We start from the raw sequence: 16,043 nt of genomic DNA, 5'->3' as shown, positions 1-16,043 counted from the left end.
GGCTACTCCTGCGTATTAGCGATTGGCGCTGAGAAGCTTAGCTCTTGGTTAGCTCGTAAGCGTTGTACGCCCTCTACCACTAAGTTATCTTGTTCTTTTAAAGCCCCCGAAACTAATAAACGACCTGCAAGGCGCTGTTCAATTTTAACATCAATTCGAGTGGCTTTTTTATCAACACTTGTCCATACGTAAGGGCCTGTTGCTCCCCACAGTAATGCCGCCTCAGGTACAGCAGCAAAACGTTGCCCTTCTACTTCAATATGAACACGAAAACTCATGCCAGGTAAGAACTTTTGCTGCGGGTTTTCAAGCTGCGCTTTTACACGTAAGGTGCGGGTTTGTGGGTCTATTCGTGAATCTAGATAAGCAATTTTTGCGTTTACAGCATTTTGTGACTGCCAAGGGAATACTTTTACATTGCCTTTATTGCGCAGCATATAAACGGCCGATTCTGGGGCGTTAAAATTTATATATAAAGCACGCGTATCATCAATACTTGCAATCGCCGTTTGGGGAGTAATTCTGTCACCCACTTCAACGTCGGTAAGTCCCATAGTGCCGTTAAAAGGCGCACGAACTTGGCGGTCTTCAAATTCTGTTTCTGCTTGGGTAAGGGTCACTTTTGCTAATTCAACAACTGTTTTTGCATCATCCACATCACTTTGTGGCACAGCCCCTTTTGCTTGGCTTTGCTTTAAACGTGCGAGGGTTCTTTGGGTGTCAGCAAGTTTTATTTTTGCCTCTTCAAGTGCCGCTTTTTGTCTTCGTGAATCAAGTTCAAGTAACACATCACCGGCCTTTACGCTATCACCCGGTTTAAAATGGACCGCCGTTACTTTATCGCCCACAGCCGGATATAAAATAACCGAATGAATTGCTTCGGCGTTACCGACAGCCTGAACTTGCTCTTTAGCACGTTCCATCGCTACCTGCTCCACCACGACATTGGCACTCTTTACAGATAAACTTAACGACATTAAAGAAAAAAACACGCTGGTAAAAAGAATTCGCGATTTCAAAGGGTGACCCTAATTAATTATTATTTCCATTATGTTACGCAGTTTAACAGCTCTATGATCAATAAATAGCTAAGTACGATAAATTAGCAAAACAATAAGCTGAAATTAAGCATGCTAGCCACTCTTACATATTTTTACAGCTGCATACAAAATCCACACATATTTAAATTACATTTATGACTATGATTTAGCTCATCAATATTTTTAATAAAGGCACATTTATGAAAAAGAGTTTAATTATGGTGATCTTACTATCAGGCTGTGCATCACCAGGGATTGATCGGGCAGATCAAAATCAAGTTGTTAAACGTTATTATGCGTCTGTTGAATCAATACAAAAAGTAACACTCTCCTCAGAAGTGGGAACTGGAATAGCTGCTGGTGCGGGGTTTGGCTTTGTAGATAGCTTAGATGGCAATAAAGAAGAAATGATTGGCGGCGCCATTGTTGGTGGATTAGTCGGTGGATTATTTACTGCTTTATTTGAAGGGGGCAACACCGCGTATCAGTATAATCTATATGCTGCTGATGAAGGTAAATTTACCGTTATTCAAAAGAAAAAGCTCGATAAAAACACAAAATGTGTGCTCGTCAATGCTGCCAACAAGGTCACGCTCTCTACTACAGATACAAGCAATTGTGAAAAGAGTATAAAATAAAAAACCTCAGTTAAAACTGAGGTTTTTTTATTAATAACGTACAAACAAAAAAGTACCGCTTATTTATTTCGCTGTGCTTCTTTTTGCGCTTTTTTAGCTTCTTTACGTTGTTGTAAAACAGCTTGTGCTTCGTTACCAATGTGGCCTTCACCGCGCGCTTGAGCAAGCTCTATTTGCTTTTGGCGCTCTGCAAAGCGAGCGCGTTGTTCATCGGTTACATTGTCAATACAGTGGTGACAAGACACCCCTTCCATGTATTCTGGCTTTTGCTTTTCTTCTTCTGTGATAGGCATGCGACATGCATGACACTGATCGTATGAGCCTTTTTGTAAGTCATGATTTACCGCTACACGGTTATCAAATACAAAACACTCGCCTTCCCACATGGTTTCTTCTTTTGGCACTTCTTCTAGGTATTTTAATATGCCGCCTTCAAGGTGGTAAACCTCATCAAAACCTTGCTCTTTCATATAGGCTGTTGATTTTTCACAGCGAATACCACCAGTACAAAACATGGCTACTTTTTTATGTTTTGATGGGTCTAGGTTTTCTTTGGCCCACTGAGGAAATTCACGGAACGTTTTAGTGTTTGGGTCTACTGCGTTTTGAAACGTACCAATTTCAATTTCGTAATCATTACGGGTATCAACAAGGATCACCTCTGGATCAGAAATAAGGGCATTCCATTCATGTGGCTTAACATAACTGCCCACTACTTTTAATGGGTCTACGCCTTCAACACCCATAGTCACAATTTCTTTTTTCAGCTTAACTTTTGTGCGATAAAACGGGCATTCGTCATCAAATGATTCTTTGGTAACAATGTTGTCTAAATTTGGTTGGGTGTCTAACCACGCAAGTAAATTATCTATGCCTTCACGTTTTGCAGAGACAGTACCGTTAATCCCCTCTGCAGCAATTAATAAAGTGCCTCGTACTTCGTTTTGCTCCATTACATTAAGTAAAGGTTGGCGAAGTGCTTCAAAATCCGGCAGAGAAACAAATTTATACAGAGCGCATACAACAAAGTGTTCGCTGGTTACATTATCTTTATGGACAGCAGTCATGGTATTCCTATTTTGCTTTTAAAACCCGCAAGGGGCGTTTACCGAATCGTAAATCCGGCGCATATGGGGCGCGTATTTTACGCTTTTTTTATTTAAATGCAAAAAAATGGATGATAATGCGCTTTTTACTGTTAGCGCAGTAGCTCAGTGGGCTATAATGCGCGGATAAATTTATACAGACTTGCTCATATTGGAGAAACATACATTGCACTTTACTGATCTTGGGATTGATACTCGCCTAGAAACACAATTAGCGCACCAAGGGATCACCCAGCCTACCGATATTCAAGCTCATGCTGTGCCAACGGCACTGGCGGGACATGACATTTTCGCTCAGTCAAAAACTGGGTCAGGCAAAACTTTAGCGTTTTTATTACCGGCTGTGCAGCGTGTAATGAAACAAAAAGCACTCAGTAAACGTGATCCTCGTGTACTTATTGTTGCTCCAACTCGTGAGCTTGCGACCCAAGTTTTTACTCAACTTCGATTACTTATTGCCGGTACCAACATAAAGGCCGTTAAAATCCTCGGTGGCGAAAATTTTAACGACCAAATTAAAGCACTGCGTAACGACCCTCACTTTGTGGTCGCCACACCTGGGCGTTTAGCCGATCATTTAAAGCAACGTTCATTACAATTAAGTGGCCTAGAGTTACTTATATTTGATGAAGCTGACCGTATTTTAGATTTAGGTTTTACCGATCAACTTAAACTAATTAATGAACTAGCCGATCATCGTCTTCGTCAAACTTTATTGTTTTCGGCGACATTAGATCATGCTCAAGTTGATGCGTTATCGCGTAATTTATTAAAAAAACCAAAACAAATTATGCTCAGTGCAGCCAATGAGCAACACAGTGATATTAAACAAACACTGTATTTAGCTGACCATCTTGATCATAAAGAAGCACTGCTTGAGCACTTTTTAAACCAAGATAACGTCGGCCAGTGCATTATATTTACTGCCACACGGGCTGATACCAGCCGTTTAAGTGAATCATTAAATAGTAAAGGCTTTAAATCTGTCGCATTAGCTGGGGATTTAACTCAAAGTAAGCGCCTTGATATTATGGATGCGTTTAGCCGTGAAAACTTTAAAATATTAATTACTACAGATGTTGCTTCGCGCGGTTTAGATTTACTCAGTGTTACCCATGTTATTAACTTTGATTTACCAAAACACGCAGAAGAATACGTTCATCGTATTGGTCGAACTGGTCGTGCTGGTTTTAAAGGTAACGCATTATCACTTGTGGGCCCTAAAGATTGGGCAAGTTACTTGGCAATAAAATCATTTTTAAATGATGAATTATCGTTTGCTGCTGTTGAGGGTTTAAAAGCGAAATTTAAAGGTATTAAAGAGAAAAAAGTAGCGCCAATTAAACCGACTAAAAAAGCAGTGATCACGAATAAGCCACAGCCAAAACGAAAAGCTAAACCGAAAAAGCCAGCGGCCCCAATTAAAGCACCTCTTAATATTGATGGTGATACCCCGATGCGTCGTAAAAAAAAGCCTGAGCAGGAATAATTATGAGTTACCTAGGAACCACCCAAACCCTTTTTGTTAAAGAAGTCAGCAACGAAGGTGCCTATTTAGATGGGCATGACTTAGGTGAAGTTTTTTTACCTAAACATGAAATAAAACATGAGCTTGAAGCCGGCGACAGCATCAGCGTATTCACATTTTTAGATAATGCAAACCTGCCAACAGCCACAACTAAAAAGCCGCATGCTCAAGTGGGTGAATATGCCCTACTGCGTGTAAAAGAAATAAACAGCATAGGCGCATTTTTAGATTGGGGCTTAGAAAAAGACGTACTCGCACCGTTTAATGAACAAAAACCACGTATGCAAGAAGGCTACTCATATTTAGTGCGTTTATATCTTGATAACGCCAGTCAGCGTATTTGTGCCTCAACTAACTTTAACCGTTTTTTATCAAAAGATGAGCCTCAGTATAGTCACTTACAAGAAGTTGACTTAATTGTTGCAGGCAAAACTGATATTGGTTACAAGGTGCTTATTGAAGAATCCCATTTTGGCGTCGTGTTTTACAACATGGTGTTTAAAAACCTGTTTGTTGGTCAAAAGCTAAAAGGATTTATTCAAAAAGTACGTGAAGACGGAAAAATTGACGTCATACTTGAAAAACCAGGCATGGGTAAAGTAAGCGAGCTTGGTGAAAAAATAATGGAAAAACTAAAAGATGAAGGTGGCATATTAGCCATAGGCGATAAGTCTGAACCTGAATTAATTAAAAAAGTGTTTTCGACCAGCAAAGCAAATTACAAAAAAGCCATTGGCGGTTTATTTAAACAAGGCTTAATTGATATTGAAGCTAAGTCTATTCGTTTAAAATAATTAAATAAAAAGCCACTTAAGTTTTAAACCTAAGTGGCTTTTTAGTATCTGAAATTTATAACCTAATATTTTTATAAGGTAAGGTACAGCGAGAATATTCATTTGAGTATTCAATTAATTCTTTTTTAGAATCTAGATTTAACGGCGCTAGCCTAAAAACTTTTTCTGTACACTCATTTTGCATTTCATCATGTGTCGCAACACAGTCTCTGCTGCTAACATCTATTCCTGCTAACACACCTTCATTGGTGTAACACAGATGCTGGGCATAATTTTGAGCAATTTTTTTAAACTTGAATAAATCAACGGGGTAACCAGATACCAAGTCAGTAACGTTTGAAACATCATCATACATTTTAGTTGAAAAAACATATTTATTAACAGCAAAGCCACTAATGATAATTACAACTAAAAATATTATTATACGCAAAGCAAATCCCTCACTGCACACCCATAATTTAAATGTAGCACAAAGAAAAGCAGTTGTAAGGAACTGCTCTCAATTATGCTAATTTTTAATTTAAGCTATTGATTCATTTACATCATTTAGTACTTTTACAGGATTTTGTGCCTGAGTGATCGGACGCCCAATCACTAAATAGTCACTACCCGCTTCAATCGCTTCTTTAGGTGTCATAATACGTTTTTGATCGCCTGCATCACTGCCCGCTGGGCGAATACCTGGCGTAACTAATTTAAACTCTTTCCCTAAAGCAGCCTTTAAACTTTGCGCTTCTTGCGCGGAACACACTACACCATCAAGCCCTGCTTGCTTTGTTAATTTAGCTAAATGCATAACTTGCTCTTGTGGTGATTTAGTTATACCTAAACGCTCAAGTTCAGCTTCGTCCATGCTGGTTAATACAGTTACCGCAATCAGTAATGGCGCTTTGTCGCCAAACTGCTCAAGTGCTTGTTTAGCTTTATGCATCATTTCATAACCGCCCGATGCATGTACATTGACCATCCATACACCCATTTTAGCCGCAGCAGTCACCGCTTTAGCAACGGTGTTTGGAATATCGTGAAACTTTAAATCTAAAAATACATCAAAACCTAAATCGACCAATTCTTTAACAAATGCAGGACCAAAATAAGTAAACATTTCTTTGCCCACTTTTAATCGACAGGTATCTGGTGATAACTGTTTTACAAATGCTAAAGCAGTTTGCTGATCATCATAATCAAGCGCGATAAGAATTTTTTTTGATTTTTCGAAAGACATAACTATCCTACTAGTGAGCGAAAAGTATAAAGATTAAAATCCGTCTAAGCCTCTGCTAGGCACAATGGTTTCCCAGTGTTTACATGAAGGGCAATTCCAATAAATGGTGTAGCTAGTAAAGCCACAATGCTGACATTGAAAGTCAGGTTTAGTGGCAATGTAAGAAGTAACAAGTTTATCGATTTGATTAAGCACATCTTTTGTATTTTTATTTTCTGTACTCATTAACTGTAATAAAAAACTAAAGCCACGAATAGTGGGTTGACGTTTTAAATTATCAGTTAAAAATTCAAAGGCTTGTTCAGTGTGTCCTTGCTCAAGCAAGGCTTGGCAATGCTGTATTTTTATCATCACCCCACCCTTTTCTAGTAACTCAGTAATGAGTTCATGGAATTGGTGAGTTAATTTTAATTGCTTATAGCTGTGAGCTAACTTTTCAATAAACAATGGCGCAAAAAAAGTAAATTGGCAGATTAATTCTCGCCAATAGTAAATTGCTTTTACGTAATCTTCTTTGGTGTAAGCTGACAGTCCAAGCTCATATAAAGGCCTAATTGTTTTAAAGTTTAAGCTAATGGCTTTGCGCATAAGTTGTGGGTTATTACTGGCAATGGCATGCTCACAGTAAAAATTAGCGATGGCTTTAAAGTGTTGTTCTTTTGAAAAAAGCTCAGTATGCGCTTCAAACATATTAATGCCTTTTTCCCATTCACGGGTTTGTGAATATAAAGAAATAATAGGATCGAGTGCATCTGCATGGCTATTTTTTACCAGCCATATTAAATGTTCTTCTGCGCTGTCTAATAAGCCAGCCATAATATAATCTTCGGCTAGTTCTAAACGGCTATTAGCGGCTTGTTTTTCGTTAAGACTTGGGTGTTTTAGCAGTAGTTCGTGAATTTTTATTGCGCGGTCAAGCTCACCACGGCGGCGAAACATGGTGGCTAAAGTAGAATAATGTTCAACAGAGTCAGCAGCTACTTCGAGCAAATTAATTAAATGCTCAAGCCCCTGATCTTCTTCTCTATCCAGTAAAAACTTTAAGCCTTTACTGTATTCAGAAGTAATTTGACGATTAAACTGATGAGCCTGATTTTTTGCACTGTTTTTCCCCATGATCCAACCATAACCGGCAGCAACGGGAAGCAGTAAAAACAACAGCTCAATCATAATTAGGTGTCTTTGTTGGCAATACGCTTTTTATTATCTTTTTCAGGCGTTAATTGCTTTTTTAAACGGTAATTTTGCCACTTTAATTGCGTGAACAATTTAAAACTCACAAAACAACCCACTACAACACCTAGCAAAAAGCAGATACTTATTATAACGGCTAAAGGTAATGTATTACTGGCTATTATGTAGTTAATTTGTGTTAATTGTGGGTTTTGAGAACCCAATACAAATGCACCAATTAAAAAAAGTGCCGCCAGAATAATTTTTAATACCTTGAACAAGTAACTACTCCAATAAGTTTACTAAGCAATGCTCTCGTTTACACGGTCACGTAGTTCTTTGCCTGGTTTAAAATGAGGTACATGCTTACCATCTAACTCTACAGTTTCACCTGTTTTAGGGTTACGGCCTGTACGAGGCGCACGGTAATGCAAAGAGAAACTTCCAAAACCTCGGATCTCAATACGATCTGAAGAAGATAATGAGCCGGCCATTTGTTCAAGAATTTCTTTAACAGCGTTCTCAACATCTTTCACAGGAATATGTGCGTGTTGTTCAGCAAGTGTTTCTATCAGTTCTGACTTAGTCATAGCGTTTCCTTAAAAGAAATAGTGGAAGGGCATAAACTGCCCTTCCAATTAAAAGACTATAATTAATTAGTCTTTTTGTGCATTTGCGAAAGCAGCTGCCATTGCGTTTTCGAACACTGGCTCTTCTTTCTTAAGCTTCTCTAGTACTTCTTTCTCTTCTGCTTCGAAAAGAGCTTTAACAGATAAGCTTAAAGTGCGGTTCTTACGATCAACACCAACGTATTTAACTTCAATCTCGTCGCCTACAGAAACAACAGTAGTTGCATCTTCAACGCGCTCTTGAGCGATATCAGCTACACGGATGTAACCTTCAACGCCTTCGATAAGTTCAACAGTTGCGCCTTTCGCATCAACTTCAGTCACTTTACCTTTAACAATAGCACCTTTTTTGTTTGCATCAAGGTAGTTATTGAATGGGTCAGCTTCGATTTGCTTAACACCTAGAGAGATACGTTCACGCTCTGGGTCAACTTGCAATACGATAGCAGTGATTTCGTCGCCTTTCTTGAATTCACGTACAGCTTCTTCGCCAGGTGTATTCCAAGAAATGTCTGAAAGGTGTACAAGACCATCAATACCACCGTCAAGACCGATAAAGATACCGAAGTCAGTGATTGATTTGATCTTACCAGTAACTTGATCGCCTTTGTTTTGTAGACGAGCAAATTCCTGCCAAGGATTAGCAATACATTGCTTAAGACCAAGAGAAATACGACGACGTTCTTCGTCGATTTCAAGAACCATAACTTCAACAGTGTCACCAAGTGAAACAACTTTTGAAGGGTGGATGTTCTTGTTAGTCCAATCCATTTCAGAAACGTGTACTAGACCTTCAACGCCTTCTTCGATTTCTACGAAGCAACCGTAATCAGTAAGGTTAGTTACACGGCCAGAAAGTTTAGAACCTTCTGGGTAACGACCAGCGATAGCTGCCCATGGATCTTCACCAAGCTGTTTAAGGCCTAGAGATACACGAGTTTTATCTTTGTCGAATTTAAGAACTTTAACTGCGATTTCGTCGCCAACATTAACGATTTCTGAAGGGTGTTTAACACGCTTCCACGCCATATCAGTAATGTGTAGTAGACCATCAACACCACCAAGGTCAACGAATGCACCGTAGTCAGTAAGGTTCTTAACGATACCTTTAACTTCTTGACCTTCAACAAGGTTAGCAAGAAGCTCTTCACGTTCTTGTGAGTTTTCTGATTCGATAACTGCACGACGTGAAACAACAACGTTGTTACGTTTTTGATCAAGCTTGATTACTTTAAATTCAAGCTCTTTGCCTTCAAGGTGAGTTGTGTCACGTACTGGACGAACATCAACAAGTGAACCAGGTAGGAAAGCACGGATTGAATCAACTTCAACTGTGAAACCGCCTTTAACTTTACCGTTGATAACACCAGTAACAGTCTCTTGCTCTTCACATGCTTTCTCAAGACGGATCCACGCTTCGTGACGCTTCGCTTTCTCACGAGAAAGGATAGTTTCACCGAAACCGTCTTCGATTGCATCTAGTGCAACATCTACTTCGTCGCCAACAGCAACTTCTAGTTCACCAGCAGCATTTTTGAACTGCTCTGCAGGGATAGCACTTTCTGATTTAAGACCAGCATCTACAAGTACAATGTTGTTCTCGATTGAGATTACTGTACCTTTAACGATAGAGCCTTGCTCTGCTTCAAAACCCTTTAAGCTTTCTTCAAATAACTGCGCAAAATTTTCTGACATACGAATATACGTCTCATATATTAATACCAATAAGCAACCATGCTGCATGGGGTTGTTAAAATAGCACTGGCATCCTGCTGGTGCATAAAATGTATTTAGCTTCGTTTAGGAAGCTTACCTTCTGAGATGCTCGCATCTAATAAAGTTATAACTTTATCAAAGACTTGCTGTGCGTTGAGTTCGCTAGTATCAAGCTCAATCGCATCCTCTGCAGGTACAAGCGGCGCAACGGCGCGATTCATATCGCGATCATCACGTGCTTGAATGTCCTGTAATAGACCACTTAGTGTAACATCAAGCCCGCGCTCATTCAACTCAACAAAACGTCTGCGAGCACGTTCTTCTGCACTTGCGGTTAGAAATATCTTTAATGGCGCATCTGGAAATACCACAGTGCCCATATCGCGGCCATCGGCAATTAAACCGTTTTCTGTTCTAAACGCACGCTGGCGGCGAAGCAACGCTTCTCGAACACGCGGCAATGCGGCCACTTTAGACGCTGCAGCACCCACTTCTTCATTTCGAATAGTGGTTGTGACATCTTCGCCTTCTAAAATAATCTTTCCTGCATTAGTGTCACTGTCTATCAAAAACTGCACATCAAGATTTGCAGCTAATGGGACGAGTGCTTCTTCGTTATCTAACGCAATTTGGTGATGAAGTGCTGCAAGTGATAGTACGCGATAAATTGCTCCGCTATCTAACACATCCCAGCCTAATTTTTCAGCCAATAGGCGACAAACAGTTCCTTTACCAGAACCACTTGGGCCATCTACGGTGATTACGGGCATTAATAACGCCGGCATTTAAAACCTCCTTCAATGCACACCAAAATAAACCGCCACATTATACGCCAATTAATAAAGATTATCCGCTTTTAGTATGTAACTTTTTATAAATACTTATAAATAGCCTATTTACTGACAGATGCTAACACTTTGAAAAATGTTGGGAATGTCTTATAAGTACAGGCCGGATCGTTAATCGTTATGGGCTTACCCCCTACTGCCACCATTGCAAAGCACATGGCAATACGGTGATCGTCGTAGGTATCTACAGCCACATTATTAAATTGCTTTGGCGGTGTGATCTCAATAAAGTCGTGCCCTTCAACCACTTCGGCCCCTACTTTTTTAAGCTCGGTGGCCATTGCATGTAAACGGTCAGTTTCTTTTACCCGCCAGTTATAAATATTACGAATAGCGGTTGGCCCTTTAGCAAACAAGGCAACAGTCGCCAAGGTCATTGCAGCATCAGGTATCGCATTAGCATCTATATCGATACCGTTAAGCTCGCCTTTACGAACAACTAAATGCTCGTCATACCAATCAATTTTGGCACCAACCTGCTCCATCACTTTAGCAAAGCCAATATCACCTTGAACTGATTTAGCGCCAACGCCTTTAATTTCTATTTCGCCACCGGCAATTGCTGCAGCAGCAATAAAATAAGAAGCCGATGAAGCATCACCTTCAACCATTATGCGCTCAACCGCTTGGTATTGCTGAGCACCTTTAACGAAGAACGTGGTGTAATTATCATGCTCAACAGTTACACCAAAGCGCGCCATCACATCCAGAGTAATATCAATATAAGGCTTAGAGACTAAGGTACCTTTAATTTTAATGTATGTATCGCCTTTAAATAACGGCGCAGCCATGAGCAGCGCCGTTAAAAATTGACTTGAAATACTGCCGTCAATTTCGACTTCACCACCGGCTATTTGCCCACCGATAATTTTAAGTGGTGGGTAATCTTTATTTTTTAAATAACTTACATTACCACCCAAGGCTTGTAAGGCATCAACTAAATGACCAATTGGTCGCTCTTCCATGCGCGGCTCACCAATTAACTCATACTCACCAGCAATCGCACTCAGTACTGCCGTTAATGGTCGATACGCTGTACCTGCATTACCTAAAAACAACGGCTCAGTTGGCGTATTAAACACGCCACTCACGCCCTCTACGGTTGCTACGGTGCGTTCAGTATTAAGCGTTACATTAACGCCCAAGTGCTTTAACGCACCCAGCATATGGCGAATATCGTCGCTATCGAGTAAGTTTTCAACAACCGTGGTGCCGTTAGATAATGCTGCTAATAATAAAATTCGGTTTGATAAACTCTTTGAGCCCGGTAATGTCACACTGCCATTCACTTGTGAAATAGGGGCTAAGAAAAGTTGCTCCATTAACTATTCTCCTTGGCGAAGTTAGCCATAAAGTCAACTAAGGCTTGTACACCTTCCAATGGCATCGCGTTATAAATACTGGCGCGCATCCCGCCAACAATACGATGACCTTCAAGCGCTAACAAGCCCGCTTCTTTTGACTCTTTAACAAACTTATCATTTAAGCTTTCATCAACCAGCCAAAAAGGCACATTCATACGTGAACGGCAATGCTTCGCTACTTTATTGGTATAAAAATCTGAACCATCAATAAAATCATAAAGCAGCTGCGCTTTGGCAATATTATGAGCTTCCATGGCTTTTACACCCCCGGTTTGCTCAAGCCATGCAAATACTTCTGCCGCTAAATACCAAGCAAAAGTCGGTGGGGTGTTAAACATGCTGCCTTGTTTTGCCTCAAGGGCGTAATCTAAAATACCCGGCTTGGCGAGCCCTTCACGCTCAAGTAGCGTTTTGCGAACAATCACAATAGCAATACCCGATGGACCGATATTTTTTTGTGCACCCGCGTAGATTAAATCAAATTTATTAACGTCAATTTCGCGCGATAAAATAGTCGATGACATATCGGCCACAATCGGCGCCGTTGGATGACTGGGTACGTCAAATATTTCAAGGCCGTCTACGGTTTCATTCGGGCAATAGTGAATGTAAGACGCATCAGCAGGTAAAACCCAATCGGCTACCTGCTTAATAGAAAACAGGCCGTTATCATCATTGCGCACATCAACAGCGTGTGTATTTGTAAACTTATCTGCTTCGCTGGTTGCACTTTTTGACCAAACGCCATTTTCACAATAAACTGCTTTTTTACCGTTAACATGAAGGTTTAAAGGTACGGCACTGAATTGACCTCGACCACCACCGTGCATAAATAGCACTTCAAACTCGTCACTTATATTCATTAAACGACGCAGGCTGGCTTCACATTTAGCGGTTAATGCTAAAAATTCATGACTACGATGACTTATTTCCATCACCGATACACCAAGACCTTGCCAGTTTAAAAACTCTTTTTGCGCTTTTTGCATGACTGCCGGTGGTAACATTGCAGGGCCTGCACAAAAATTATATATACTCATTACCTTTTCCTCATTCCAGTAATTTAACTTGAATTAAACTAATTTAATTTTTTTCAACTACATAAAAAAAGCGGCCAAGGCCGCTTTTTTCAATCTAATTATTCTGAAGGAGGATTGTCATCCGCCACTTCATCAATAACTGTATCTACTGTTTCAACGTCTTCGATATCAACCAAGTCACTTTCAGTCACTTCAATTTCTTCTATACGTTGTAAACCAACTACTTGCTCTTCGTCAATAGTTCTGATCAAAATAACACCTTGGGTGTTACGTCCAACCGTAGAAACTTCATTAACACGAGTACGTACTAAGGTACCACGATTCGAAATAATCATTATTTCGTCGTTGTCATCAACCTGTACAGCACCAACAACAGCACCGTTACGCTCACTCACTTTGATTGATACAACACCTTGAGTTGCACGACTCTTAGATGGGTAATCTTCAAGTTGGGTACGCTTGCCGTAGCCATTTTCTGTCACTGTTAATATTGCACCATCATTCTTTGGTACAATAAGTGATACAACACGCTGATCGTCTGGCATCTTAATACCACGAACACCCGTTGCAGTACGGCCCATAGGACGTACACCTTTGAAACGGATTTCAGGCTTACCTTCTTCATCAAGAACAGGGTTACCATTTTCATCAACAACAGCCGTTTCTTCAGCCTCTTTAAAGCGAACAACTTTACCCGCATCAGTGAACAACATAATTTCGTTGCTGCCATCGGTAATATCAACACCGATTAAGCTATCACCTTCGTTTAAGTTAACCGCAATGATTCCGCTTGCACGTTGACGACTGTATGCCGTTAATGGCGTCTTCTTAACCGTACCGAACGCCGTCGCCATAAAGATGTATTTATCATCTTCATAATCGCGTACTGGCAGGATTGCAGTAATACGTTCATCTGCTTCAAGTGGTAATAAGTTAACAATTGGCTTACCGCGCGCTGCACGACTGGCAAGTGGCAACTGGTATACTTTAAGCCAATATAAACGACCCGCTGTAGAGAAACAAAGAATAGTATCGTGCGTATTGGCAACCAATAAACGTTCAATGAAATCTTCATCTTTCATCTTAGTTGCTGATTTACCTTTACCACCACGACGCTGCGCTTCGTAATCAGTTAATGCTTGATACTTAACGTACCCTTCATGTGAAAGCGTAACAACTACGTTTTCTTCGTTGATTAAATCTTCAAGGCTTATATCGTGTGCTGCAGCATTTATTTCAGTGCGGCGCTCATCACCATATTGCTCTTTAATTTCAACGAGCTCATCACGAATAACTTCCATTAAACGCTCTGGATTTGCCAAAATGAATAATAACTCGGCAATCAACTCAAGTAATGATTGATATTCGGTAAGAATTTTTTCGTGTTCAAGACCAGTAAGTTTGTGTAAACGTAAGTCTAATATTGCTTGAGCTTGTTGCTCAGAAATATAGTACTGACCATCACGAATACCAAGCTCGCTTGCTAACCAATCTGGGCGTGCCACGTTGTCTTCGCCTGCTTTATCAAGCATGGCTTTAACATTACCTAATTCCCATGGACGCGCTGTTAATGCAACTTTTGCTTCAGCAGGTGTTGGCGACTTACGAATAAGTTCGATAATTGGGTCAATGTTAGCCAGTGCAATCGCTAAACCTTCTAGCGTATGCGCACGGTCGCGGGCTTTGCGTAAATCAAATACCGTACGACGGGTAACAACTTCACGACGGTGAATAATAAATTCTTCAAGCATTTCTTTTAAGTTGAAACACTTAGGTTGGTTATTAATTAACGCAACCATATTCATACCAAACACAGTTTGTAACTGAGTTTGTGAATAAAGATTGTTTAGAATAACTTCACCTACGTCACCACGTTTGATCTCGATAACGATACGCATACCGTCTTTATCTGATTCATCACGTAATGCGCTGATCCCTTCAATTTTTTTATCTTTAACTAGCTCGGCGATTTTTTCAATCAAACGTGCTTTGTTAACTTGGTAAGGGATTTCATGAACAATAATGGTTTCGCGACCCGTCTTTTCATCGGTTTCGATGTCAGCACGCGCACGCATGTACACTTTACCACGACCGGTTTGATAAGCTTGTTCAATGCCTTTTTTACCGTTAATAATCGCCGCAGTTGGGAAATCAGGCCCAGGAATGTAATCCATTAACTCAGTAATGGTCAATTCAGGGTTTTGAATAAGCGCTAAACAGCCATTCACGACTTCTGTTAAGTTATGTGGCGGAATATTTGTTGCCATACCAACCGCAATACCTGATGAACCATTAACTAATAGGTTAGGTATTTTAGTGGGTAACACATCAGGAATTTGCTCTGTGCCATCGTAGTTAGGCACAAAATCAACCGTTTCTTTTTCAAGATCGGCTAATAATTCGTGCGACATTTTTGCCATACGTACTTCTGTATAACGCATTGCCGCTGCTGAATCACCATCAACCGAACCAAAGTTACCCTGACCATCTACTAGCATGTAACGCAGTGAGAATGGCTGAGCCATACGTACGATGGTGTCATAAACTGCACTGTCGCCGTGTGGGTGGTATTTACCGATTACGTCACCGACCACACGGGCCGATTTTTTGTAAGGCTTGTTCCAGTCATTACTAAGCTCGTTCATTGCAAACAAAACGCGGCGGTGAACAGGTTTTAAACCGTCACGTACGTCTGGTAATGCACGTCCTACAATTACACTCATGGCGTAATCTAAGTAGGAGTTTTTTAACTCGTCTTCAATATTGACTGGCAGAATTTCATTGGCGAGATCAGTCATTTGATATCACATTCCTTCAGTATCAGCTCTTAACAACCCAGTATTAGGTATTAAGAGTGTTTGTTATTATTTCTAAGTAACCATGCTATCACAATTAATTTTAATTTACAGGCGCAAAACTTTGCGATTTATCAATTTAGGCCT

At 40.3% G+C, this 16,043-nt stretch carries 15 protein-coding genes; 3 read left to right on the top strand and 12 right to left on the bottom strand.

From position 1 onward, the window contains the following. Positions 1-2 precede the first annotated feature (2 nt). The gene (locus QL986_RS00440; RefSeq protein ID WP_016899935.1) at positions 3-1,019 is read right to left on the bottom strand and encodes an efflux RND transporter periplasmic adaptor subunit; all 1,017 of its coding nucleotides are present in this window, start codon (positions 1,017-1,019) and stop codon (positions 3-5) included. Between the two features lie 221 nt (positions 1,020-1,240). Here QL986_RS00440 and QL986_RS00435 point away from each other — a divergent pair, with 221 nt between their 5' ends. Further along, positions 1,241-1,678 carry a hypothetical protein gene (locus tag QL986_RS00435; protein WP_016899934.1) on the top strand — a complete coding sequence of 146 codons (438 nt, stop codon included), beginning with the start codon at positions 1,241-1,243 and terminating at the stop codon, positions 1,676-1,678. Positions 1,679-1,737: 59 nt separating this feature from the next. On the opposite strand, the gene QL986_RS00430 is transcribed toward QL986_RS00435, so the two are convergent. After that, a complete protein-coding gene (locus QL986_RS00430; RefSeq protein ID WP_013464881.1) occupies positions 1,738-2,745 on the bottom strand; it encodes a rhodanese-related sulfurtransferase in 1,008 nt (335 codons plus the stop codon). 205 nt (positions 2,746-2,950) lie between these two features. On the opposite strand from QL986_RS00430, the gene QL986_RS00425 reads away from it, so the two are divergent. Then, positions 2,951-4,273 (top strand): DEAD/DEAH box helicase, encoded by a 1,323-nt coding sequence (locus QL986_RS00425; RefSeq protein WP_290190968.1) that lies wholly within the window; start codon positions 2,951-2,953, stop codon positions 4,271-4,273. Between the two features lie 2 nt (positions 4,274-4,275). Continuing rightward, positions 4,276-5,106: a S1-like domain-containing RNA-binding protein gene (locus tag QL986_RS00420; protein ID WP_010389931.1), complete on the top strand. Its 831-nt coding sequence runs from the start codon at positions 4,276-4,278 to the stop codon at positions 5,104-5,106. Positions 5,107-5,161: 55 nt separating this feature from the next. On the opposite strand, the gene QL986_RS00415 is transcribed toward QL986_RS00420, so the two are convergent. From QL986_RS00415 to gyrA, 10 genes are all read right to left on the bottom strand, one after another. After that, positions 5,162-5,536: a hypothetical protein gene (locus QL986_RS00415; protein WP_016899933.1), complete on the bottom strand. Its 375-nt coding sequence runs from the start codon at positions 5,534-5,536 to the stop codon at positions 5,162-5,164. 90 nt (positions 5,537-5,626) lie between these two features. Further along, positions 5,627-6,331 carry an orotidine-5'-phosphate decarboxylase gene (pyrF, locus tag QL986_RS00410; protein ID WP_016899932.1) on the bottom strand — a complete coding sequence of 235 codons (705 nt, stop codon included), beginning with the start codon at positions 6,329-6,331 and terminating at the stop codon, positions 5,627-5,629. Between the two features lie 33 nt (positions 6,332-6,364). After that, positions 6,365-7,501 carry a lipopolysaccharide assembly protein LapB gene (gene lapB, locus QL986_RS00405; protein WP_024600986.1) on the bottom strand — a complete coding sequence of 379 codons (1,137 nt, stop codon included), beginning with the start codon at positions 7,499-7,501 and terminating at the stop codon, positions 6,365-6,367. A gap of 2 nt (positions 7,502-7,503) precedes the next feature. Continuing rightward, complete coding sequence (locus QL986_RS00400; RefSeq protein ID WP_008114742.1) at positions 7,504-7,785, bottom strand: LapA family protein; 282 nt, start codon at positions 7,783-7,785, stop codon at positions 7,504-7,506. A 21-nt stretch (positions 7,786-7,806) separates the two neighbouring features. Next, positions 7,807-8,094, bottom strand: a complete 288-nt coding sequence (gene ihfB / locus QL986_RS00395; protein ID WP_024600987.1) for an integration host factor subunit beta — start codon at positions 8,092-8,094, stop codon at positions 7,807-7,809. Positions 8,095-8,160: 66 nt separating this feature from the next. Continuing rightward, positions 8,161-9,828 carry a 30S ribosomal protein S1 gene (gene rpsA / locus QL986_RS00390; RefSeq protein ID WP_002961176.1) on the bottom strand — a complete coding sequence of 556 codons (1,668 nt, stop codon included), beginning with the start codon at positions 9,826-9,828 and terminating at the stop codon, positions 8,161-8,163. 95 nt (positions 9,829-9,923) lie between these two features. Further along, a complete protein-coding gene (gene cmk / locus QL986_RS00385) occupies positions 9,924-10,634 on the bottom strand; it encodes a (d)CMP kinase (protein WP_016899929.1) in 711 nt (236 codons plus the stop codon). A 107-nt stretch (positions 10,635-10,741) separates the two neighbouring features. Further along, entirely contained in the window at positions 10,742-12,019 is a 1,278-nt protein-coding gene (aroA, locus tag QL986_RS00380; RefSeq protein WP_016899928.1) for a 3-phosphoshikimate 1-carboxyvinyltransferase, read from the bottom strand. After that, positions 12,019-13,101: a 3-phosphoserine/phosphohydroxythreonine transaminase gene (gene serC, locus QL986_RS00375; protein WP_016899927.1), complete on the bottom strand. Its 1,083-nt coding sequence runs from the start codon at positions 13,099-13,101 to the stop codon at positions 12,019-12,021. The genes aroA and serC overlap by 1 nt, the downstream gene beginning before the upstream one ends. Before the next feature lie 98 nt (positions 13,102-13,199). Beyond that, positions 13,200-15,899 (bottom strand): DNA topoisomerase (ATP-hydrolyzing) subunit A, encoded by a 2,700-nt coding sequence (gene gyrA, locus QL986_RS00370; protein ID WP_008465686.1) that lies wholly within the window; start codon positions 15,897-15,899, stop codon positions 13,200-13,202. Positions 15,900-16,043 lie beyond the last annotated feature (144 nt).

The sequence above is a fragment of the Pseudoalteromonas sp. APC 3250 genome, from assembly GCF_030407915.1.
GTDB lineage: Bacteria > Pseudomonadota > Gammaproteobacteria > Enterobacterales > Alteromonadaceae > Pseudoalteromonas > Pseudoalteromonas tetraodonis.
This window is presented reverse-complemented; position numbering and strand designations above follow the sequence as displayed.